The organism is Burkholderia sp. MSh2 (assembly GCF_000731655.1).
In the GTDB taxonomy this organism is placed as follows: Bacteria; Pseudomonadota; Gammaproteobacteria; order Burkholderiales; family Burkholderiaceae; genus Burkholderia; species Burkholderia paludis.
Genome location: NZ_JPGM01000062.1, coordinates 1 through 20,874, shown reverse-complemented (window position 1 = coordinate 20,874; position 20,874 = coordinate 1). Strand labels below are relative to the sequence as shown.

Here is a 20,874-nt window from a genome sequence, read left to right as displayed (position 1 = left end):
ACTCAGCGCCCGCCGCGTGCGTTGCCGGCCAGCGCCGCATGATCGTCGTACGCGCGGCGCAACGCACGGTCCGCGCGCTGCATCAGCCCGATGTAGACGACGATCAGCACGAGGTACACGAGAATCGCGCCCTGCGCGCCGACATAGAACGGCAGACTGAATCCGGCAAAGCGGATCCCCGCGAGCGCGGGCGCGAAGAACGGCACGACGAACGACACCGCGAAGCCGATCGCCATCAGCACCGCGATCAGCGCGACGTTGAAACGCCAGTAGCGCGCATGGGCGCGCGCGAGCGGTTCGGGAACGGGTGGCGGCGCGGCACGCGCGGAACGGGTCGGAGCGGTCATGCCGTTATGTAGCAAAAAGCCCCTGCGCGGGCAATCGGGATTGCCGCGCAGGGGCGCATGCGCATGACGCGCAACCGGTGCGATCAGCGTACTTCGGCGAGCTGGTCGAGGATGGCCGGATTCTCGAGCGTGGACGTGTCCTGCGTGATCGCCTCGCCCTTCGCGAGCGAGCGCAGCAGGCGCCGCATGATCTTGCCCGAACGCGTCTTCGGCAGGTTGTCGCCGAAACGGATGTCCTTCGGCTTCGCGATCGGCCCGATCTGCTTGCCGACCCAGTCGCGCAGTTCCTTCGCGAGCGTAGCCGCCTCCTCGCCCTCCGGACGCGAACGCTTCAGCACGACGAACGCGACGACCGCTTCGCCGGTCGTATCGTCGGGACGGCCGACCACGGCCGCCTCGGCCACGAGTTCGTGCGCGACCAGCGCCGATTCGATCTCCATCGTGCCGAGCCGGTGGCCCGACACGTTCAGCACGTCGTCGATCCGGCCCATGATCGTGAAGTAGCCGGTGTCCTTGTCGCGCACCGTGCCGTCGCCGGCAAGATACAGCCGGCCGCCGAGTTCCTCGGGGTAGTAGCTCTTCTTGAAGCGTTCCGGGTCGCCCCAGATCGTACGGATCATCGCGGGCCACGGGCGCTTGACGACGAGGATGCCGCCCTGCCCGTTCGGGACGTCCTGGCCGGTCTCGTCGACCACCGCGGCCATGATGCCCGGCAGCGGCAGCGTGCACGAACCGGGTACGGTCGGCGTCGCGCCCGGCAGCGGCGTGATCATGTGGCCGCCGGTTTCGGTCTGCCACCACGTATCGACGATCGGGCAGCGCTCCTGGCCGACGTGCTTGTGGTACCACATCCACGCTTCCGGATTGATCGGCTCGCCGACGGTGCCGATGATGCGCAGGCTCGACAGGTCATGGCTCTTCGGGTGCACCTTGTCGTCGGCCTCCGCCGCCTTGATCAGCGAACGGATCGCGGTGGGCGCGGTATAGAACACGGTGACCTTGTGATCGCCGATCATCTTCCAGAAACGGCCGGCGTCCGGGTAGGTCGGCACGCCTTCGAACACGACCTGCGTGCCGCCGCATGCGAGCGGCCCATAGGTGATGTACGTGTGGCCCGTGACCCAGCCGATGTCGGCCGTGCACCAGAACACGTCGTCGGGTTTCCAGTCGAAGGTCCACTTCATCGTCTGCGCGGCCCACAGCAGGTAGCCGCCCGTGCTGTGCTGCACGCCCTTCGGCTTGCCGGTCGAACCCGACGTATAGAGGATGAACAGCGGATGCTCGGCGCCGACCCATTCCGGTTCGCAGTGCTCGGACTCGCCGTCGACGAGCTCGTGCATCCACAGGTCGCGCTCCGCATGCCAGTCGACCTTGCCGCCGGTGCGGCGATACACGATCACGCTCTTCACCGCGTCGCAGCCGCCCAGCGCGAGCGCCTCGTCGGCGATGCTCTTGAGCGGCAGCGTCTTGCCGCCGCGGGCCTGCTCGTCGGCCGTGATCAGCGCGACCGCGCCGACGTCGACCAGCCGCTCGTTCAGCGACTTCGCGGAGAAGCCGCCGAACACGACCGAGTGCGTCGCGCCGATGCGCGCGCAGGCCTGCATCGCGACGATCCCTTCGATCGACATCGGGATGTAGATGACGACACGGTCGCCCTTGCCGATCCCGCGCTTCTTCAGCGCGTTCGCGAAGCGCGACACGCGCGCCAGCAGATCCGCATAGGTGACGCGCGTGACGGAGCCGTCGTCGGCCTCGAAGATCACCGCGACGCGCTCGCCGTTGCCGGCTTCGACGTGACGGTCGAGACAGTTGTACGACGCGTTCAGCTCGCCGTCGTCGAACCACTTGTAGAACGGCGCGTTGCTCTCGTCGAGCACCGTCGAGAACGGCTTGTGCCACGTCAGGCCTTCGCGCGCGAGACGCGCCCAGAAGCCTTCGTAGTCGCGCTCGGCCTCGGCGACGAGCGCACGATAGGCCGGCATGCCGGAAATGGTCGCCGCCTTCTCGAGCGCCGCGGGCGGCGCAAACTGACGGGTTTCGTGAAGAACCGATTCAATCGCAGACATCGACTACCCCTTGGTGAACATGAATCCTCTGCATGGCGGCGCGATCGTGCACGCCGCGCGTCTTGGCCGGCGCATGCGCGCCGCTGTCTCCCACCACCCGCGCGCGGCCAGTCAGGCTGCGCGCGATGCTGCACCGCACCACGTCGCGCGACCATCAGCGCGCGATCCGGCGGTTTCCACGATAAGCGCTCGAACTTACCCGTCACTTACGCGGCATTGTCGTCCGGTTCGCCGTTCGCCGGTTGGCACGCGAGGCGGCGGCGCCTGACGGTCGGCTTTACGCTGTTACGACCGCGACCCTACAATCCTAACTGAACTCGCCTTCCGGATTCCAGCTTGAATCGCTACGCCCTCTTCCTCATCCTGTCGATGCTGTTCGTCGGCAGCAACGTCGGTATCGGCAAATCCATCGTTGCATTCGTCCCCGTCGCGATCCTCGCCACGCTGCGCTTCGTGATCGCGATCGCCGTGCTGTGGCCGCTGTTCCGCCCCGTGAAGATGCGGGCGGTCAAGCGCGGGGAATGGCTGAACCTGTTCCTGCAGGCGTTCTTCGGCACCTTCATGTTCACGCTGCTGATGCTCAACGGCGTGCAGCGCACGAGCGCGGTCGCGGCCGGCGTCATCACGAGCACGATCCCGGCGATCGTCGCGCTGTTCGCGTGGCTGATCCTGCGTGAAAAACCGAACGGCCGTGCGCTCGTGTCGATCGCGCTCGCGATCGCCGGGGTCGTGACGATCAACCTCGCCAACGGCAATGCGGCCGCGCACGGCGATGCGTCGGGTTCGCTGGCCGGCAACCTGCTGATCCTCGGCGCGGTGTGCTGCGAATCGATCTACGTGATCCTGTCGCGCCGGCTCACGCAGACGCTCGCACCGATCGACATTTGCGCATACACCCACCTGTTCGGCCTGTTCCTGATGCTGCCGCTCGGCGCGACGGCGCTGTGGCGCTTCGATTACGCGAGCGTGCCGGCCGGCACCTGGGCGCTCGTCGTCTGGTACGGGCTGTCGGCCAGCATCTTCTCGTTCTGGCTGTGGATGAAAGGCATCCGGCACGTGCCTGGCAGCCTCGCCGGCGTGTTCAGCGCCGTGCTGCCGATCGCGGCCGCCGCGTACGGCATCGTGTTCCTCGGCGAGCGCCCGACGCTCGCGCACGGCATCGCGCTCGCCTGCGTCGTCACCGGCATCGTTCTCGCGAGCCTGCGCGTGAAACGCGTGCCGGCCGCCACCTCCTGATCCGTCCCCGGCAGTCCCGGCGCGTCGCTGCAGTCGCGCCGGTCGACGCGTTACAATAGCGCGCCTTTTCAAGATTACCCCCGATACCTGCGCACAGCGCCCGTACCTCCAACATGTCCGCCCCGCATCTGCCCGGCCGTCCCGTCCGTCGTCCGCTTCGCCCGCTTCCCGCGCTGATTTTCATGAGCCGCTGGCTCCAGGTTCCGCTGTACCTCGGCCTGATCGTCGCGCAGGCCGTCTACGTGTTCCTGTTCCTGAAGGAAGTCTGGCACCTGCTGTCGCATGCGACGGATCTCGACGAAATCAGCGTGATGCTCGCGGTGCTCGGCCTGATCGACGTGGTGATGATCTCGAACCTGCTGATCATGGTGATCATCGGCGGCTACGAAACATTCGTGTCGCGCCTCGGCATCGAGGGCCACCCCGACGAGCCCGAATGGCTCGACCACGTGAACGCGGGCGTGCTGAAGGTCAAGCTGTCGATGGCGCTGATCAGCATTTCGTCGATCCACCTGCTGAAGACGTTCATCAATCCGGACCAGCACACGATGCACGCGATCATGTGGCAGGTGATCATCCACGTGTCGTTCCTCGTGTCGGCGCTCGTGATGGCGTGGGTCGACCGCCTGACGACCCACACGCACCCGGCCCATTTCCACGAGACGCACGCGCCCGCGCCGGCCGCGTCCCGCCAGCCGGCCGAAACAGCCGTCAACGCATAAAAGCATTCCCCACAGTCCCCACAGAGTCTCAGCCATGACCGTCATCAAACAGGAAGACCTGATCCAGAGCATCGCGGATTCGCTGCAGTACATCAGCTACTACCATCCGCTCGACTACATCCAGGCCCTCGGCCGCGCGTACGAGCTGGAAGAAAGCCCGGCCGCGAAGGATGCGATCGCGCAGATCCTCACGAACAGCCGCATGTGCGCGGAAGGCCGTCGCCCGATCTGCCAGGACACCGGCATCGTCACGATCTTCGTGAAGGTCGGCATGGACGTGCGCTGGGACGGCGCGACGATGGGCCTCACCGACATGATCAACGAAGGCGTGCGCCGCGGTTACACGCACCCGGACAACGTGCTGCGCGCATCGATCGTCAACCCGCCGGAAGGCGCCCGCAAGAACACGAAGGACAACACGCCGGCCGTGATCCACTACGAGATCGTGCCGGGCGACAAGGTCGACGTGCAGGTCGCGGCGAAGGGCGGCGGCTCGGAGAACAAGTCGAAGTTCGTGATGCTGAACCCGTCCGATTCGATCGTCGACTGGGTGCTGAAGACGGTCCCGACGATGGGCGCCGGCTGGTGCCCGCCCGGCATGCTCGGAATCGGCATCGGCGGCACCGCCGAGAAGGCGATGCTGATGGCGAAGGAATCGCTGATGGAGCCGATCGACATCCAGGAAATCATCGCGCGCGGCCCGAAGGACTGGGTCGAGGAACTGCGCGTCGAGCTGCACGAGAAGGTCAACGCGCTGGGCATCGGCGCACAGGGCCTCGGCGGCCTGGCCACCGTGCTCGACGTGAAGATCATGGCCGCGCCGACGCACGCCGCGTCGAAGCCGGTCGCGCTGATCCCGAACTGCGCGGCCACCCGCCACGCGCACTTCGTGCTCGACGGCTCGGGCCCGGCGAAGCTTGAAGCGCCGTCGCTCGACGCCTGGCCGAAGGTCCAGTGGGAACCGAACACGGAAACCAGCAAGCGTGTCGACCTGAACACGCTGACGCCGGAAGAAGTCGCAAGCTGGGCGCCGGGCCAGACGCTGCTGCTGTCCGGCAAGATGCTCACCGGCCGCGACGCCGCGCACAAGCGCATCGCCGACATGCTCGCGAAGGGCGAGAAGCTGCCGGTCGACTTCACGAACCGCGTGATCTACTACGTCGGCCCGGTCGATCCGGTGCGTGACGAAGTCGTCGGCCCGGCAGGCCCGACGACGGCCACGCGCATGGACAAGTTCACCGAGACGATGCTCGCGCAAACGGGCCTGATCTCGATGGTCGGCAAGGCCGAGCGCGGCCCGGTCGCGATCGAGGCAATCAAGAAGCACAAGGCGGCCTACCTGATGGCGGTCGGCGGCGCGGCGTACCTCGTGTCGAAGGCGATCCGCGGCGCGAAGGTGCTCGCGTTCGAAGACCTCGGCATGGAAGCGATCTACGAGTTCGACGTGCAGGACATGCCGGTGACGGTTGCCGTCGATTCGTCGGGCACGTCGGTACACCAGACCGGTCCGAAGGAGTGGCAGGCGAAGATCGGCAAGATCCCGGTCGCGGCCGCTTAAGCGCGATCGAACGAAAGGCCGGACGGGAGTCCGGCCTTTTTACTTCTCATTCTCATTATTAAGTACGGCCGGTTATTCGAGGCTGATTCTCATTACACGCAAAAGTCAGGCCCGACAAGGCTTTGACGCTTGGCAATTCGCGCTCGAGCGATTATCTTTCGGGTTCTGATGCCCCACTGAACAAGGAAAAGCCATGCAAGGCGACAAGAAAGTCATCGAATATCTGAACGCCCAACTCAAGAATGAACTCACGGCGATCAACCAGTACTTCCTGCATGCCCGCATGTACAAACACTGGGGTCTCGAGAAGCTCGGCAAGCACGAGTACGACGAGTCGATCGGCGAAATGAAGCACGCCGACTGGCTGATCGAGCGCGTGTTCATGCTCGACGGCCTGCCGAACCTGCAGGATCTCCACAAGCTGCTCGTCGGCGAGGAAACCGAAGAGATCCTGAAGTGCGACCTGAAGCTCGAGCAGATCTCGCAGTCCACCTGCAAGGAAGCGATCGCTTACTGCGAATCGGTGCGCGACTACGTCTCGCGCGAGATCTTCGAAAAGATCCTCGACGACACCGAGGAACACATCGACTGGCTGGAAACGCAGATCGACCTGATCGGCAAGGTCGGCCTGCAGAACTACCAGCAGACGATGATGGGCTCGCCGGAGTAAGTCCGCCCTTTCCTGCCATCACCCGCCGCCCGCTCATGTCGACGTCTTCCGCTATCGCAGCGACGGCCACGGCCGCCGCGCCCATCGGCATCTTCGATTCCGGGCTGGGCGGCCTGTCGGTGCTGCGCGCCGCGCGCGCGCAACTGCCCGACGAATCGTTCGTCTACGTGGCCGATTCGCATCACGCGCCGTATGGTCCGCGCGACGAGGCGTTCATTACGGAGCGCACGCTGGCCATCGGCGAGTGGCTCGCCCGCGAAGGGGCGAAGGCGCTCGTCATTGCTTGCAATACCGCCACCGCGCGGGCGATCGCAGCGATCCGCGAACGCCTGCCGATGCCGCTCGTCGGCGTCGAGCCGGGCATCAAGCCGGCCGCCGCCGTTTCCGCGAGCGGCATCGCGGGGGTCCTCGCCACGCAGTCCACGCTGAACAGCCCGCGCTTCCAGGCGCTGCTCGAGCGCTACGGCGCCGGCCGCCGCTTCATCTGCCAGCCCGGTCACGGGCTCGTCGAAGCGATCGAGCGCGGCGACACGAATTCTCCCGCGTTGCGCGCGCTGCTCGACAGCTACCTGCAGCCGATGCTCGACGACGGCGCCGATACGCTGGTACTCGGCTGCACCCACTACCCGTTCTTCACGGACACGATTCGTGATCTGGTGGGCGACCGTCTGACGATCGTCGACACCAGCGACGCCATTGCCCGCCAGCTCATGCGGGTGCTCGACGAGCACCGCCTGCGCGCACCGGCCAGCACGCACGCGGCGCCGCCGCGCTTCTGCTCGACCGGCGACGGCCTGCCATTGCAGGCGCTTGCCTCGACGCTGCTCGGCCTCGATGCCCCGGTCGAATCCGTCACCATTTCCTCGCCGAACGCGCACGCCCGCGCAGCCGCCTGACACGGGCCGTCACGCCCTGGCCCGCGTGCCGCCCCCCTTCCCCGTCGTTTCAAGGGTCTGATGACCTAAAAAAAAGCCGGACGCCGGCTTGTCAACACCAGCAAAATTAATGATAATAATTCGCATTAACGTTAGCTATCGCAACTCATCATGATCGTCTGCGTGTGCAAGTCTGTTTCCGATCGCAAGATTCGTGCGTCCCTCGCAGAGGGCGTCGGCTCTTTCGATGAACTCCAGTTCGAGCTTGGCGTGGCCACGTGCTGCGGCAAGTGCGAGGAGTCCGTACGCGACCTCATGGCCGAGCAAGGCGTCTGCGCGAGCCGCTGCGGTGTCGAGCATCATGCTCACCCGATTCCGGTCACGTTCTACGAACGCAAGGCTGCCTGACCGGCACCGAGTGTGCGCGTGCGGCCCAGGCCGCATTTTTTGTTTCGACCGTCAGCAAGCCACCATCTACGCGAGCCAGCGGCTTACCTGCCAAGGAGCCTGTCATGGAATTGCTGATCGGTTTTGTCACCACTATTTGCATCTCGCTGCTGATCTTCCGCAAGTGATGCCGATTCACCCGCCGCGCCTCGGGTGCGACATCGTTCTTTCAAGCTAACATGCAGGCTTCGCATTCCGCTCCTGCCGGCATCATGCCGGCTGCACCACGTATGAATCCCCGTGTGATCGTCGTCGCGGTCGGTGTGCTCGCCGCACACGCGATCATGCTGACTGCCGCCTGGCTCCATCGCAACGCACCGCCGCCGAAGGAGATCGAGGTTCAGTCGATCACCGCGCAACTCATTCCGCCCGCGCCTGCCGCGCAGCCGGTCGCGGTCCAGTCGGCGGCACGGCAGCCCGCGCCGCCCAAGCCGGCGCCGCACGTGAAGCCGAAGGTCGAGCCGAAGCCGGTGCGGCAAGCGGTCAAGCCGACACCTCAGCCGGTCGCGCAAGCGCCCTCGCCGACGCCTGCGCCGGCCCCCGCCGATCCCACGCCGGCGCCCGCCGCGCCCGCGCCGGCTGCGCCCGCGGCTCCCGGCCCGGCGCGCGAGACGATGCAGGTCAGCGCACCGAAGAACGTGGCGGCGCTCACCTGCAATTTCGTGAAGCCCACCTATCCGCCGATGTCCCGTCGTCGCGGTGAAACGGGCACCGCGTATGTTCACTTCATCATCGGCGTGACCGGCAAGATCGAAAGCGTCCAGCTCCAGAAGAGCAGCGGTTACCCGCGTCTCGACGAAGCCGCGCTCGAGGCGACGCGCACCAGCACCTGCCCGCCGTACATCGAGAACGGCCAGGCGATCCGCGCTGCCCATACGCTACCCTTCAACTTCACGCTTGACGATTAACCCGTCACATTCGGTAGATTCAAAGGAAATAAGAAAATGCAAAGCTACGGTATCGCGCACGTCTGGGCGCAAGGTGATTTCGTCACACGCGCCATCGCGATCGCGCTGCTCGTGATGTCGGTCCTGTCGTGGATCGTGATCGTCGTCAAGGGCTGGAACGTGATTCGCCTGAACCGCCTCACGAAGAATGCCGAGCGGGCGTTCTGGCATTCGGACGATTTCGACGACGGCATCAAGAAGCTCGGGCTCGCCGCCTCGACGCCGAACGACAACCCGTTCCTCGCGCTCGCGCTGTCGGGCAAGGAGGCCGCCGATCACCACCACCAGACGCAACCGCATCTGCACGACCGCATGGACGTGTCGGACTGGGTCACGCGCTGCCTGAAGGACACGATGGACGAAGGCATCTCGCGCATGCAGAGCGGCCTCGCGATCCTCGCATCGATCGGCAGCACGGCGCCGTTCGTCGGCCTGTTCGGTACGGTCTGGGGGATCTACCACGCACTGCTCGTGATCGGCGCAACCGGCCAGACGTCGATCGACCAGGTCGCGGGCCCGGTCGGCGAATCGCTGATCATGACGGCCTTCGGCCTGTTCGTCGCAATCCCGGCCGTGCTCGGCTACAACGCACTGACGCGCGCGAACAAGGGCATCGTCAGCAAGCTGCGTCGCTTCGCACACGGCCTGCACGCGTACTTCGTGACGGGCGCGAGCCTCGCATCGTCGTCGACGCGCGATGGCCTGCGTCTCGCGACGCGCGCCAGCTGAGGCGGGGTGAACCATGGCAATGAACACCGGTTTCAGCGACGATGACGACGATGCAGTGATGAGCGAGATCAACATGACGCCGCTCGTCGACGTCATGCTCGTACTCCTGATCATTTTCCTCGTGACGATCCCGGCAATGCAGCATGCGGTGAAGATCGACCTGCCGCATGCAAGCAGCCAGCCCGTCGAGGAGAAGCCGCAGACGGTCGACGTCGCCATCGAGGGCGACGGCACGATCCTGTGGAACGACCAGAAGGTCACGCGCGAACAGATGCAGACGCGCATCGCGGAAGCGGCGCAACGCACGCCGCAGCCGGAACTCCATCTGCGCGCGGATCGCAAGGTCGCCTACGAGCACGTTGCCGAAGTGATGTCGGATGCGCAGGCCGGCGGCCTGACGAAGCTCGGCTTCGTGACGGAGCCCGCGGCGAAAGCGAAGTAACGCACACGCAAGCAGTGCGGGGCCGGCAGCGCCTCGCCGGCCGCACCTCGCCGGCCGCACCCAAAGTAAAAGGCCTTCATCGCCAGATGAAGGCCTTTTTTCATGCGCACGCGGGCGCCTTCGGGCGGCGGGCTCTTTGGCGGTATCGGTTGCGCCTCGAGCAACGCAAATGCGACTCTGCCGTGGTCTGCACGGACTGCGCGTTCTGCCCTATCTGGCTCACAATATATGCGGCCACCTGATTTCGCTCAGAACTTCCTTCACGAAATGGGATTTCAATATAGGCCCGTGCGCCCGCGCATTCAAGGGTCCAGCGATTGAAACTTGCGATTGCAGACGACGCTTCAATGACAAAACAAATTTGCCTCGTCGCGCGCGCCGTGTTCAGGTCGCCGAAGCATCGGCCGCCGCTTCCTTCTTCGCACGCTCAGGGCACCCCGGCTCCTTGTAGGCGCCGTGATCGAGCTTCTCGACCAGATAGTCGACGAATGCACGCACCGCGGGCGGCATCCCCTGCCGCGACACGAACACCGCATACAGCTGCGGCACCGGCAGCGTCCAGCCCGGCATCACGGGCGACAGTTGCCCCGCGCGCAATGCGTTGCCGTACATCATCTCCGGAAGCGCCGCGATGCCCAGGCCGTCGAGCACCGCTTCGCGGATCGTCATCAGGTCGGCCGTCACGAGCCGCGGGTCGTGCTCGTGCACATGACGCGTACCGTCCGGCGCGATCAGGTTGAACACATGCCGCCCGTCGACGCTCGGCGTATCGAGCGTCTCGAATCCGGTCAGGTCGTCCGGCAACAGCGGCGGCGCATTCTGGCTCAGCAGGCTCGGTGCGCCGACCAGCATCTGCTCGGTGCGCCACAGCGGCCGCACGACGATGTTGGCATTCTGCGGCGGCTCCGAACGCACGCGCAGTGCAACATCGACCGAATCCTCGAACAGGTCGATCACGCGATTCGTGACGCGAACGTGCACCTTCACCTCGGGATAGCGGCGCAGGAATTCGGGCAGGATGCGCGACAGCATCGTCTGCGACAGCGTCACCGGCACGCTGACGCGCACCGAGCCGCGCGGCGATGCGCGCAACTGCTGCACCGCATTCATCGCGGCCTGTGCCTCGGCGAGCATCGCCTGGCAATGCTGGTAGAACAGCTCCCCCGCCTCCGTCAGCGCGAGCTTGCGCGTCGAGCGCTGCAGCAGCCGCACGCCGAGCGCCGCCTCGAGCTCGGTCAGGCGCCGCGACAGACGCGATTTCGAGATGCCCAGCACGCGCTCCGCGGCCGAGAAACCGCCATGTTCGACGACCTGCGAGAAGTACATGAGGTCGTTCAGGTTGTGTGCATCGATATTCATCTCATCGTTCCAATTTCAGAACAATCCATTGCGAACCGCCGCAAATCGGCCGGTAAAACGCCCAATATAATAGCGCCATGTTTCAAAAATAACGCTATTCCGCTCATTTCGAGGGCTTCCGCATGACGACCGCTCGCTCGCTTGACCGCACCTACCCCGCGCTTCGCACGACCGAAGGCGGCGGCTTCGTGGTTCACCGTCCGTTCCCGACCCGCCTGCTGATGGATTTCGATCCGTTCCTGCTGCTCGACGAGATGGGTCCCGTCGACTACGCACCCGGCGAAGCCAAGGGCGCCCCCGACCATCCGCATCGCGGCTTCGAAACCGTCACCTACGCACTCGACGGGCGCTTCCGTCATCGCGACTCGTCCGGCCATGCCGGCACGCTCGGCCCGGGTGACGTGCAATGGATGACGGCGGGCGCCGGCGTCGTACACAGCGAGATGCCGGATCCGGAATTCGCGCGGACGGGCGGCCGCTCGCACGGCTTCCAGCTGTGGGTCAACCTGCCGCGCCGCGACAAACTGATCGCTCCCCGCTACCAGGAGATCCCGGCCAGCGGCATCCCGACCGCAACGTCGCCGGACGGCCGCGCACGCGTGCGCGTCATCGCCGGCGAAGCGTTCGGCGTCCGGTCCGCGATCGAGACGCGCACACCGATCCTCTACCAGCATTTCACGCTGGAGCCGGGTGCAACGGTCGCTCAGCCCGTGCCGGCCGGGTATCGCGTGTTTGCCTATCCGATCGACGGAACGGGCCTCTACGGGCCCGGCAGGCAGGCTGTCGACGCACGGCACATGATCGTCTACGGCGACGACGGCGACACGGTCACGTTCGCCGCAGGCGATATGCCGCTCGATGTGCTGCTGATCGGCGGCGTGCCGCTCAACGAGCCGATCGTCCGCTACGGCCCGTTCGTGATGAACACCGAGGAGGAGATCCGGCAGGCTGTCGTCGACTACCAGACGGGCCGCATGGGCCGGATCGAAGCATGATGCCCGGCGGGGGCGGCAGGATCCGCGAAACGGATGGTTTTGCGTCACAATGACTTCTTGAACCATGCGGCTCCGCGCCGCCAGAAGGAACCCGTCCCCTTGAACTTCGAACATCTGATCCAGATCAACTCCGACGATCCGGCCGTGCCGAACCTCACTCGCGACCAGCTCTGGGAAGGCCTCGTGCTGCGTGCCGAACAGCCGCAACTGTTCGTGATCGGCCTCGACAGCTGTGTCGTCCATGAGCGCACGGACACGACGCTCGAACGAGAACTGCACTACGGCCACGCGACCGTGCGCGACCACGTCACGTTCACGCCGAACCAGCAGGTCCGCTACGACATCCGCGCGGCGGACGGCGAGATCGGCGGCTCGCTGACGATGACGATCGAGGAGCGCGACGATCACCAGCTGTTCCTGCGGTTCGAATACCGCACGACGCTGACCGTCTCGGACGACAGCGAAGAAGCGCGGCAGACGCACGGGATCGTCAAGGAAGCGTACCGCACGTCGGATATCGATACGGTCCGCCTGATTCGCGAATACACGCAGGGCCGCAAGGACCCCGATCCGCTGCACTGACCCCGGTGGCGGCCCCCCCCGGCCGCCCATTCGAATCAAGCTATCAATATTGCAAAACCGATTGATAAAGAGTTTTTGTAAATGGGAATAATTATCATTTAGAATTCATTCCATCGTATCGACAGTCACCGATCAAACGAATGACCGACACCATGCGCCCGACCACGCTGACCTTGCGCCGCCCGACCGGCACCGCAGCCAGCAGCCGTCAGAAGACGGCAGCGGTCACCACGCCGGCGAAGCCCGCCGGCAACCGCGATGCAGGCACGCGAGTCGTCAGCAGCGATGCGCTGCTGCAAGGCCAAAGCCATGTGAGCATCGCGCATAACGGAGAAACGTATCAGTTGCGCGCCACCCGGCTCGGCAAACTGATCCTGACGAAGTAACGACAGAGTATTGTGGGGACCACCTCCCTGAGAGGTGTTGGGCAGTAGCCAGCGTAACGGCTTGCACGCGAGATCTAGACCCCTTCGTGCAAACACACTCAAGCAGCCGTTGCAGCAAGCCAAGCCATTTTTTTGGTTCTCGCACAAGGAAGAAAAAGAGCGGCACGTCGAAAGACGTGCCGCTCTTTTGTTTGGTCGGCCAACGCACGACGAGGCATGCCGCATGCGCTTGTTCGTTACGGCATCGATGCCTGACCGCCGAAGCGGCATGCAGGCGGCTTCAGAAACCCCAGAACATCAACCACCAGGCGCTGTCGACGACGGCAAGCCCGACGGCGAACCACGCGAACGCCACGAACCGGCGCGACAAGGCTGCGTAGCGCCCTGTCACTTTCCACGCGAGCCACGCACTCCATGCGTTGGCGCCGACCAGAATCGCGATGCGCACGTCGGCCGCCCAGCCGAGCGGCACATGCTCGGCACGCAGCAGCGACAGCGTCGTGGCCGACAGGCCGAGGAACACACCCGCGCCTGCGATCGGGATCAGCGCCTGCGCGAGATGATGCAGCCGCGTGCGGTCGAACCGGCCGAGCATCAGCGTGGCGCCCGCCAGCAGCACCAGCAGCGCCGTGCCGTACACGAGCCCCGTGCCGACGATGTAGCTGACGATCAGCCCGCCGTCGAGCCAGGAGAACACGTCGTTGCGATCCGGATAGTGCGTGAGCAGGAACCACGGCGCGTTGGTTTCGAGCGGCCACGTGATGTCTCGATCGATCAGCCAGCCTGCGAGCCATTGCTTGATCTGAACGAACCACGGGCTGACGGTCCAGTGAAACGCACCGATCGCGACGCCGAGCAGGCCGTACAGGATCAACGCGGTGTCCCACGGGTTCGTCTGCTGCGCGCCGAGGTTCACGACCTCGTCGGATGGCGAGCGCAACGACAGCGAGATCGCATCGCGATGCCCGCTGCAGCGGCCGCACATATGGCACGCCGCCGCGCCCTTCATGCTGCGCAACGGGACGAGCGGCGCGCAGTTGATCGGAATCACGCGATGGCCGTGCTCACCGTTCTTGTACGAGCGGCGCCACGCATCCTCGTCGACCTTGTAGCGCATCGGCGCAAGCCGCGCGAGGAGTCCGAATACGCCGTTGACCGGACACAGGTACTTGCACCACACGCGCTTCTCGCGGCCGTACAGCACGCCGATCACGATGGCGCCGACGGTCGACCCGCCGAGCACGAACAGCACCGCGAGCGGATACTGGTACACGCTCACCATTTGCCCGTAGATCGTCGTGAGCCCGAACGCGACGAACGGCCAGCCGCCCCACCGCATCCAGCGCGGGATCGGACCGCCGCGGCCGAACTTGCTCGCGAATTCGGTAAGCGCGCCTTCCGGGCACAGCACGCCGCACCAGACGCGGCCGAGCATCACCATCGACAGCAGTACGAACGGCCACCAGATGCCCCAGAACGTGAATTGCGCGATCAGCGTGAGGTTGCTCCACAGGTGTGCGGAGTCGTCCGGCAGCGGCAACACCGCCGGCACGATGATCAGGAACGCATAGACGGCGACGACGGCCCACTGGATGCCGCGGATCAGCGCGCCGTGGCGCTGCATCCACTGGCCGGCCTGCGCAAGCCAGCCCGGCTTGGCCGCGGCGGCGACGCTCATGCCGCGCGACCTGCGGCAACGGCCGGACCACGGCTCGCGCGCTTCAGCAACACCCAGACGACGGCCCAGTACACCGCGTAAGCGACCAGGTTGGTCAGTGCCGGGTGCGCGCGATAGCCGGTCAGCGTGGCGACGAGCGAGCCGAACGTGCCCGAATCGTCGAGGATCGCGGACGTGTCCCACACCTGCGAAATGCCGAGCGGCAGGATTTCCTTGTCGATCAGCTTGTCGACGCCGGTCTGGAACAGTCCCGCGCCGAGAAACAGCAGCATCACTTCGGTGACGCGGAAGAAATGCCGCCACGAGAAGAACTTGCCGCCGAGCTGCAGCAGATAGAACGTGAAGAACGCGAGGCCGAGACCGATCAGGACCGCGAGCATCTGCTGGCCGTCGACATGGCCCGACTGGCCGAACCCGAGGCCATACAGGAAGATCACCGTCTCGCTGCCTTCGCGCGCGATCGCGAGCGCGACCAGCACCGCGACGCCCCACCAGTTCGAATCGCGCGTGCTCTGCTGCAGCGATTGCTCCATGTCACGCTTCAGCGTGCGGCCATGCCGGCGCATCCACAGCACCATCTGCACGATCAGCACGCATGCGATCAGCACCATGGCCGTCTGGAAGTAGTCCTGCGCATCGCCGGACAACACTTCGGTGAAGCCGACCAGCGCGGCGCCGAGGCCGACGGCCATCAGCAGGCCGGCGCCGACACCGGCCCAGAGAAAGGGCAGGCCGCGGCGCGCATCGTCGTCGCCGTTTTTCAGCCATGCATAGAGAATGCCGACGACGAGCAGCGCTTCGACGCTCTCCCGCCAGACGATGAACAAGATCTGACCCATCGATACCTCCTGACGCGCGTTGCACGGGACAGGTGTGCCCGCGCGCAGATAAAACGCACTACTTCGCGACGATCACGCCCTGCGCCTGCTGGTGGAAATCGTCGAAAAACTTGTATTCGCCCGGCGACAGCGGCGCGACGACCACGAACGAATCGGCGCCCGGCGCGAGCACCTTCTCCTTGCGCAACTGCACGCTCTCGAATTCGGCGGCACCCTTGCCGGTATTCTTGATCTCGATCTTGAAGCGCTGGCCGGCCGGCACTTCGATGCGGGCGGGATTCAGCTTGCCGTCCGTCATCTCGAGCTTGAACGTCGGCAGATCGGCGGCGTACGCCGCGCCCGCGAGCCACATCGCAGCGGCTGCGGCAACGATTTTCTGGGGAATATTCATTCTGGGTTCTCTACGCCGACGGCGCGCCGAAGCGCGCCGTCCGTCATGCCACCGATCAGTAACCGCCCTTCTTGCCGATCCCGGCGAACGGGAAGTCGTACTCGAGGGTAACGGGCTTGAACCACGGGCCTACGCCCGTTTCCTTGTCGATGTGGCGGCCGAACGCCATATGGCCCGTCTGCATCGGCGGCTTGACGACCATCGTCAGGTGGTACTTGCCCGGGCCGTTCAGCTTCACGTTGTCGCCGTAATGCGGACCGTCGCTTGCCACCATGGCCATCAGGTCGCCTTCCGCCTTCCATTTCGCGTCACCCTGCTTCGTCAGCTTGTAGGTGACCTGCAGGTACGGCATCCAGTCGCCTTCCGCGAAACCCGTCGGGTTGTTCTTGACCGCGTGGATGTCGGCCTCGAGGTGGACGTCGGAATCCGACGCCTTGCGCATCATCCCTTCCGGATCCATCGTGATCGGCTGCAGGTACACCGCGCCGATCTCCATGCCACCCTGGATCTGCTGCTTGCCGATCGGATATTCGGCGGCCGTGGCCGACATCGCGGCCAGCGCCGCCGCTACCGCAACCGTCGTGCGGATGAACGAAGAACCCAACATGGACACTCCTTGTTATTTGATCTGGAACCATGCGAACGGCCCGTCGGGCCGATCCGCCGAATACACTAACGCGATGAAGAACGCTAATGCGAATAATTCTCAATAATTGCGGAGTTTAGCACCGATCCTGTTCCGGAACAAACCGGAACGGCCGTAAACCCCTGATACGACAAGGCTTACCGCCGGGACGCCGACAGGTTTCGGTGACGTTCGGAAAGGATTTACCGGCCGCCGTTGACGTGGTCGCCGACGTTCGCGCCGAATACACGCTCACGCAGCAGCGCAAGCTGGTCGCGCGTCGCGGCAGCCTTCTCGAACTCGAGGTTCTTCGCGTAGTCGGCCATCTGCTTCTCGAGCCGCTTGATTTCCTTGGCGAGTTGCTTCTCCGACATGTCCTCGAATTTCGCGCGCTGCTGCGCCTCCTTCAGCTCCGCGCGCGCCTCGTCGGCGCTGTAGACCCCGTCGATGATGTCCTTGATGCGCTTCACGACGCCGCGCGGCGTGATGCCCATCTGCTCGTTGTGGGCCACCTGCTTCGCGCGGCGCCGCTCGGTCTCGCCGATCGCGCGCTTCATCGACTCGGTCATGTTGTCCGCATAGAGGATCGCCTTGCCGTTCACGTTGCGCGCAGCCCGGCCGATCGTCTGGATCAGCGAGCGCTCGGCGCGCAGGAAGCCTTCCTTGTCCGCATCGAGGATCGCGACCAGCGACACCTCGGGAATGTCCAGGCCCTCGCGCAGCAGGTTGATCCCGACCAGCACGTCGAACGTGCCGAGCCGCAGGTCGCGGATGATCTCGACGCGCTCGACCGTGTCGATGTCGCTGTGCAGGTAACGCACCTTGACGCCGTGATCGGCGAGGAATTCGGTGAGCTGCTCGGCCATGCGCTTCGTCAGCACGGTGATCAGCACGCGCTCCTCGGCCTTCACGCGCTCGTTGATCTCGGCCAGCACGTCGTCGACCTGCGTGCTCGCCGGCCGCACTTCGATTTCCGGATCGACGAGCCCGGTCGGCCGCACGACCTGCTCGGCGATCTGCCCGGTCACGCGCTGCTCGTAGTCGGCCGGCGTGGCCGACACGAACACGACCTGGCGCATCTTGCGCTCGAACTCGGGAAACTTCAGCGGCCGGTTGTCGAGCGCCGACGGCAGGCGGAATCCGTAATTGACGAGGTTTTCCTTGCGCGCGCGGTCGCCGTTGTACATGCCGTTCAGCTGGCCGATCAGCACGTGCGATTCGTCCAGCAGCATCAGCGCATCGGGCGGCAGGTAGTCGACGAGCGTCGGCGGCGGGTCGCCGGGCTCCGCCCCCGAAAAATGCCGCGAGTAGTTCTCGATGCCCTTGCAGAAGCCGAGCTCCTGCAGCATCTCGAGATCGAAACGCGTGCGCTGCTCGAGGCGCTGCGCCTCGACGAGCTTGCCGTCGCGGTGGAAGAACTCGAGGCGTTCGCGCAATTCGTCCTTGATCGTCTCGACCGCGCGCATCACGGTGTCGCGCGGCGTCACGTAGTGCGACGACGGATAGACGGTGAAGCGCGGGATCTTCTGCCGCACGCGCCCCGTCAGCGGATCGAACAACTGCAATGTCTCGACCTCGTCGTCGAACAGTTCGACACGCACGGCCATTTCCGCGTGCTCGGCCGGAAAGATGTCGATCGTGTCGCCGCGCACGCGGAACGTGCCCCGCTGGAAATCCTGCTCGTTGCGCGTGTACTGCATCGCGATCAGCCGCGCGATCACGTCGCGCTGGCCGAGCTTGTCGCCGGTGCGCAGCGTCAGGATCATCTGATGGTATTCGGACGGATTGCCGATACCGTAGATCGCCGACACCGTCGCGACGATCACCACGTCGCGACGCTCCATCAGGCTCTTGGTCGCCGACAGGCGCATCTGTTCGATGTGCTCGTTGATCGACGAGTCCTTCTCGATGAACAGGTCGCGCTGCGGCACGTACGCTTCAGGCTGGTAATAATCGTAGTACGAGACGAAATACTCGACCGCGTTGCGCGGGAAGAACTCGCGAAACTCGGCATAGAGCTGCGCGGCGAGCGTCTTGTTCGGCGCGAACACGATTGCCGGGCGGCCGAGCCGCGCGATCGTGTTCGCCATCGTGAAGGTCTTGCCCGAGCCCGTCACGCCGAGCAGCGTCTGGAACGAGAGGCCGTCCTCGACCCCTTCGACGAGCGTCTCGATGGCGGTCGGCTGGTCACCGGCGGGCGGATACGGCTGGTACAGCTGGAACGGCGACCCTTCGAAGGTGACGAATTTGGATTCGTCGAGCGCGTCGCCGGTTTCGGCATGATGTTCGGACATGGAATGCGGCCGGAGCAAGGGCAAAGAAAGCATTCTAGCGCTTCGCGGCCCCGTGAACTGCTGTCGGCTCCTGACGCGCGGCGGCCGTCCGGAATCGCGATTCGCCGCCGATTCGCCCGCCCCCGCCAGCGTGAATTCGCTACAATGTCAGGCTGCTGCGCTTTCCGGCGTCGCGCCATCGGCGCGCGGTCCGCTGCCTCCGTCCCGCCGGCTGAAAGCCTGACCCTCTTTTCACTACTGCCGAATCATCATGTCGCTCTTCTCCGATGTCCAGCTTGCCCCCCGCGACCCGATCCTGGGCCTGAACGAAGCCTTCAACGCCGATGCGCGTCCGACCAAGGTCAACCTCGGCGTCGGCGTGTACACGAACGAAGAAGGCAAGATCCCGCTGCTGCGCGCGGTTCGCGATGCGGAGAAGGCGCGCGTCGAGGCCGGCCTGCCGCGCGGCTACCTGCCGATCGACGGGATCGCCGCCTACGATGCATCCGTGCAAAAGCTGCTGCTCGGCAACGACTCGCCGCTGATCGCTGCGGGCCGCGTGGTCACGGCCCAGGCACTGGGCGGCACGGGCGCACTGAAGATCGGCGCCGATTTCCTGCGCACCGTGAACCCGAACGTGAAGGTCGCGATCAGCGATCCGAGCTGGGAAAACCACCGCGCGCTGTTCGAGGCGGCCGGCTTCGAGGTCGTCTCGTACCCGTACTACGACGCTGCCACCAACGGCGTGAACTTCGACGGCATGCTGTCGGCGCTGAACGGCTACGAGGCGGGCACGATCGTCGTGCTGCACGCCTGCTGCCACAACCCGACCGGCGTGGACCTGACCGAAGCGCAATGGCAACAGGTCGTGGAAGTCGTGAAGGCCCGCAACCTCGTGCCGTTCCTCGACATCGCCTACCAGGGCTTCGGCGAGGACATCGAGGCCGATGCCGCCGCCGTACGCCTGTTCGCCGCGGCCGACCTGAACGCATTCGTGTCGTCGTCGTTCTCGAAGTCGTTCTCGCTGTATGGCGAGCGCGTCGGTGCGCTGTCGATCATCACGTCGAGCAAGGACGAGGCCACGCGCGTGCTGTCGCAACTGAAGCGCGTGATCCGCACGAACTACTCGAACCCGCCGACGCATGGCGGCGCCGTGGTCGCGGCCGTGCTCGCATCGCCGGAACTCCACGCTTCGTGGGTGCAGGAACTCGGTGAAATGCGTGACCGCATCCGCGCCATGCGCAACGGCCTCGTCGAGCGCCTGAAGGCAAGCGGCGTCGATCGCGATTTCAGCTTCATCAACGCGCAGCGCGGGATGTTCTCGTATTCGGGCCTGACCTCGGCGCAAGTCGATCGCCTGCGCGACGAATTCGGCATCTATGCGGTCGGCACGGGCCGGATCTGCGTCGCAGCGCTGAACACGCGCAACCTCGACGCAGTCGCCAATGCAGTCGCGGCCGTCCTGAAGTAAGACAGCGCCAGCGGGCGGCGGCCGTCATCGGCCCCGCCCTGCCGAAATGAAAAACGCGCTCCACGGAGCGCGTTTTTCATGGCGATTTGCCGGCGGGCGTCCAGGCCGCCCGCCTCCGCATCGCTCACTGCATGAACCAGCCGTGGCTGACGACGAACGACTGGCCCGTGAGCGCGGCGCTCGGGAATGCCGACAGGAACAGCACCGTCTGCGCGACGTCCTGCACCGTCGTGAAC

General features: G+C 65.3%; 21 protein-coding genes and 1 pseudogene. 13 read left to right on the top strand and 9 right to left on the bottom strand.

The annotated features are described in order from the left end of the window. Positions 1–2 precede the first annotated feature (2 nt). Complete coding sequence (locus GQ57_RS30515) at positions 3–347, bottom strand: DUF4212 domain-containing protein (protein ID WP_034199806.1); 345 nt, start codon at positions 345–347, stop codon at positions 3–5. A gap of 83 nt (positions 348–430) precedes the next feature. Then, positions 431–2,413: an acetate--CoA ligase gene (gene acs / locus GQ57_RS30510; protein WP_034199805.1), complete on the bottom strand. Its 1,983-nt coding sequence runs from the start codon at positions 2,411–2,413 to the stop codon at positions 431–433. 336 nt (positions 2,414–2,749) lie between these two features. Here acs and GQ57_RS30505 point away from each other — a divergent pair, with 336 nt between their 5' ends. From GQ57_RS30505 to GQ57_RS30465, 9 genes are all read left to right on the top strand, one after another. Further along, positions 2,750–3,649 (top strand): DMT family transporter, encoded by a 900-nt coding sequence (locus tag GQ57_RS30505; protein ID WP_031401964.1) that lies wholly within the window; start codon positions 2,750–2,752, stop codon positions 3,647–3,649. Positions 3,650–3,762: 113 nt separating this feature from the next. After that, complete coding sequence (locus GQ57_RS30500) at positions 3,763–4,371, top strand: TIGR00645 family protein (RefSeq protein ID WP_031401963.1); 609 nt, start codon at positions 3,763–3,765, stop codon at positions 4,369–4,371. A 34-nt stretch (positions 4,372–4,405) separates the two neighbouring features. Continuing rightward, positions 4,406–5,929, top strand: coding sequence for a fumarate hydratase (locus tag GQ57_RS30495; protein ID WP_031401962.1), 1,524 nt, complete (start codon positions 4,406–4,408; stop codon positions 5,927–5,929). 193 nt (positions 5,930–6,122) lie between these two features. Continuing rightward, positions 6,123–6,599 carry a bacterioferritin gene (gene bfr, locus GQ57_RS30490; protein ID WP_011352652.1) on the top strand — a complete coding sequence of 159 codons (477 nt, stop codon included), beginning with the start codon at positions 6,123–6,125 and terminating at the stop codon, positions 6,597–6,599. 35 nt (positions 6,600–6,634) lie between these two features. Beyond that, positions 6,635–7,495 carry a glutamate racemase gene (gene murI / locus GQ57_RS30485; protein WP_034199804.1) on the top strand — a complete coding sequence of 287 codons (861 nt, stop codon included), beginning with the start codon at positions 6,635–6,637 and terminating at the stop codon, positions 7,493–7,495. A gap of 150 nt (positions 7,496–7,645) precedes the next feature. Then, complete coding sequence (locus GQ57_RS30480; RefSeq protein ID WP_031401960.1) at positions 7,646–7,882, top strand: (2Fe-2S)-binding protein; 237 nt, start codon at positions 7,646–7,648, stop codon at positions 7,880–7,882. Between the two features lie 218 nt (positions 7,883–8,100). After that, complete coding sequence (locus tag GQ57_RS30475; protein ID WP_034199803.1) at positions 8,101–8,829, top strand: energy transducer TonB; 729 nt, start codon at positions 8,101–8,103, stop codon at positions 8,827–8,829. A gap of 36 nt (positions 8,830–8,865) precedes the next feature. Then, positions 8,866–9,597, top strand: a complete 732-nt coding sequence (locus tag GQ57_RS30470; RefSeq protein WP_031401958.1) for a MotA/TolQ/ExbB proton channel family protein — start codon at positions 8,866–8,868, stop codon at positions 9,595–9,597. A gap of 13 nt (positions 9,598–9,610) precedes the next feature. Next, on the top strand, positions 9,611–10,039 hold the full coding sequence (locus GQ57_RS30465) for an ExbD/TolR family protein (protein ID WP_031401957.1): 429 nt from the start codon (positions 9,611–9,613) through the stop codon (positions 10,037–10,039). A 384-nt stretch (positions 10,040–10,423) separates the two neighbouring features. Here GQ57_RS30465 and GQ57_RS30460 read toward each other — a convergent pair whose 3' ends face one another. Continuing rightward, positions 10,424–11,398 carry a LysR family transcriptional regulator gene (locus GQ57_RS30460; RefSeq protein WP_031401956.1) on the bottom strand — a complete coding sequence of 325 codons (975 nt, stop codon included), beginning with the start codon at positions 11,396–11,398 and terminating at the stop codon, positions 10,424–10,426. A gap of 122 nt (positions 11,399–11,520) precedes the next feature. On the opposite strand from GQ57_RS30460, the gene GQ57_RS30455 reads away from it, so the two are divergent. The 3 genes from GQ57_RS30455 to hemP all read left to right on the top strand — a co-directional run bounded on the left by GQ57_RS30455 (position 11,521) and on the right by hemP (position 13,361). Beyond that, a complete protein-coding gene (locus GQ57_RS30455; RefSeq protein ID WP_031401955.1) occupies positions 11,521–12,393 on the top strand; it encodes a pirin family protein in 873 nt (290 codons plus the stop codon). Between the two features lie 99 nt (positions 12,394–12,492). Then, on the top strand, positions 12,493–12,975 hold the full coding sequence (locus tag GQ57_RS30450; RefSeq protein ID WP_031401954.1) for an SRPBCC family protein: 483 nt from the start codon (positions 12,493–12,495) through the stop codon (positions 12,973–12,975). A 140-nt stretch (positions 12,976–13,115) separates the two neighbouring features. Next, positions 13,116–13,361 (top strand): hemin uptake protein HemP, encoded by a 246-nt coding sequence (gene hemP, locus GQ57_RS30445; RefSeq protein WP_031401953.1) that lies wholly within the window; start codon positions 13,116–13,118, stop codon positions 13,359–13,361. Positions 13,362–13,641: 280 nt separating this feature from the next. On the opposite strand, the gene GQ57_RS30440 is transcribed toward hemP, so the two are convergent. The 5 genes from GQ57_RS30440 to uvrB all read right to left on the bottom strand — a co-directional run bounded on the left by GQ57_RS30440 (position 13,642) and on the right by uvrB (position 19,188). Further along, positions 13,642–15,039 carry a 4Fe-4S binding protein gene (locus GQ57_RS30440; RefSeq protein ID WP_034199802.1) on the bottom strand — a complete coding sequence of 466 codons (1,398 nt, stop codon included), beginning with the start codon at positions 15,037–15,039 and terminating at the stop codon, positions 13,642–13,644. After that, positions 15,036–15,878, bottom strand: coding sequence for an FTR1 family iron permease (locus GQ57_RS30435; RefSeq protein ID WP_031401951.1), 843 nt, complete (start codon positions 15,876–15,878; stop codon positions 15,036–15,038). The genes GQ57_RS30440 and GQ57_RS30435 overlap by 4 nt, the downstream gene beginning before the upstream one ends. Positions 15,879–15,936: 58 nt before the next feature. After that, positions 15,937–16,269, bottom strand: a complete 333-nt coding sequence (locus GQ57_RS30430; RefSeq protein WP_031401950.1) for a cupredoxin domain-containing protein — start codon at positions 16,267–16,269, stop codon at positions 15,937–15,939. 55 nt (positions 16,270–16,324) lie between these two features. After that, entirely contained in the window at positions 16,325–16,876 is a 552-nt protein-coding gene (locus GQ57_RS30425; RefSeq protein ID WP_031401949.1) for an iron transporter, read from the bottom strand. 221 nt (positions 16,877–17,097) lie between these two features. Beyond that, positions 17,098–19,188, bottom strand: a complete 2,091-nt coding sequence (gene uvrB / locus GQ57_RS30420) for an excinuclease ABC subunit UvrB (RefSeq protein WP_031401948.1) — start codon at positions 19,186–19,188, stop codon at positions 17,098–17,100. Between the two features lie 250 nt (positions 19,189–19,438). Here uvrB and GQ57_RS30415 point away from each other — a divergent pair, with 250 nt between their 5' ends. Beyond that, on the top strand, positions 19,439–20,638 hold the full coding sequence (locus tag GQ57_RS30415; RefSeq protein ID WP_031401947.1) for an amino acid aminotransferase: 1,200 nt from the start codon (positions 19,439–19,441) through the stop codon (positions 20,636–20,638). 124 nt (positions 20,639–20,762) lie between these two features. Here GQ57_RS30415 and GQ57_RS42330 read toward each other — a convergent pair. After that, positions 20,763–20,874, bottom strand: a pseudogene (locus tag GQ57_RS42330) (3-hydroxybutyrate dehydrogenase); the annotation flags it as partial.

Coding starts and splice junctions, on each gene's coding strand:
- uvrB (WP_031401948.1), bottom strand. CDS start 19,188: ATGTCCGAACATCATGCCGAAACCGGCGACGCGCTCGACGAATCCAAA.
- GQ57_RS30475 (WP_034199803.1), top strand. CDS start 8,101: ATGCAGGCTTCGCATTCCGCTCCTGCCGGCATCATGCCGGCTGCACCA.
- acs (WP_034199805.1), bottom strand. CDS start 2,413: ATGTCTGCGATTGAATCGGTTCTTCACGAAACCCGTCAGTTTGCGCCG.
- bfr (WP_011352652.1), top strand. CDS start 6,123: ATGCAAGGCGACAAGAAAGTCATCGAATATCTGAACGCCCAACTCAAG.
- GQ57_RS30495 (WP_031401962.1), top strand. CDS start 4,406: ATGACCGTCATCAAACAGGAAGACCTGATCCAGAGCATCGCGGATTCG.
- GQ57_RS30460 (WP_031401956.1), bottom strand. CDS start 11,398: ATGAATATCGATGCACACAACCTGAACGACCTCATGTACTTCTCGCAG.
- GQ57_RS30455 (WP_031401955.1), top strand. CDS start 11,521: ATGACGACCGCTCGCTCGCTTGACCGCACCTACCCCGCGCTTCGCACG.
- GQ57_RS30440 (WP_034199802.1), bottom strand. CDS start 15,039: ATGAGCGTCGCCGCCGCGGCCAAGCCGGGCTGGCTTGCGCAGGCCGGC.
- GQ57_RS30425 (WP_031401949.1), bottom strand. CDS start 16,876: ATGTTGGGTTCTTCGTTCATCCGCACGACGGTTGCGGTAGCGGCGGCG.
- GQ57_RS30415 (WP_031401947.1), top strand. CDS start 19,439: ATGTCGCTCTTCTCCGATGTCCAGCTTGCCCCCCGCGACCCGATCCTG.
- GQ57_RS30430 (WP_031401950.1), bottom strand. CDS start 16,269: ATGAATATTCCCCAGAAAATCGTTGCCGCAGCCGCTGCGATGTGGCTC.
- murI (WP_034199804.1), top strand. CDS start 6,635: ATGTCGACGTCTTCCGCTATCGCAGCGACGGCCACGGCCGCCGCGCCC.
- GQ57_RS30515 (WP_034199806.1), bottom strand. CDS start 347: ATGACCGCTCCGACCCGTTCCGCGCGTGCCGCGCCGCCACCCGTTCCC.
- GQ57_RS30480 (WP_031401960.1), top strand. CDS start 7,646: ATGATCGTCTGCGTGTGCAAGTCTGTTTCCGATCGCAAGATTCGTGCG.
- GQ57_RS30500 (WP_031401963.1), top strand. CDS start 3,763: ATGTCCGCCCCGCATCTGCCCGGCCGTCCCGTCCGTCGTCCGCTTCGC.
- GQ57_RS30465 (WP_031401957.1), top strand. CDS start 9,611: ATGGCAATGAACACCGGTTTCAGCGACGATGACGACGATGCAGTGATG.
- GQ57_RS30470 (WP_031401958.1), top strand. CDS start 8,866: ATGCAAAGCTACGGTATCGCGCACGTCTGGGCGCAAGGTGATTTCGTC.
- hemP (WP_031401953.1), top strand. CDS start 13,116: ATGACCGACACCATGCGCCCGACCACGCTGACCTTGCGCCGCCCGACC.
- GQ57_RS30435 (WP_031401951.1), bottom strand. CDS start 15,878: ATGGGTCAGATCTTGTTCATCGTCTGGCGGGAGAGCGTCGAAGCGCTG.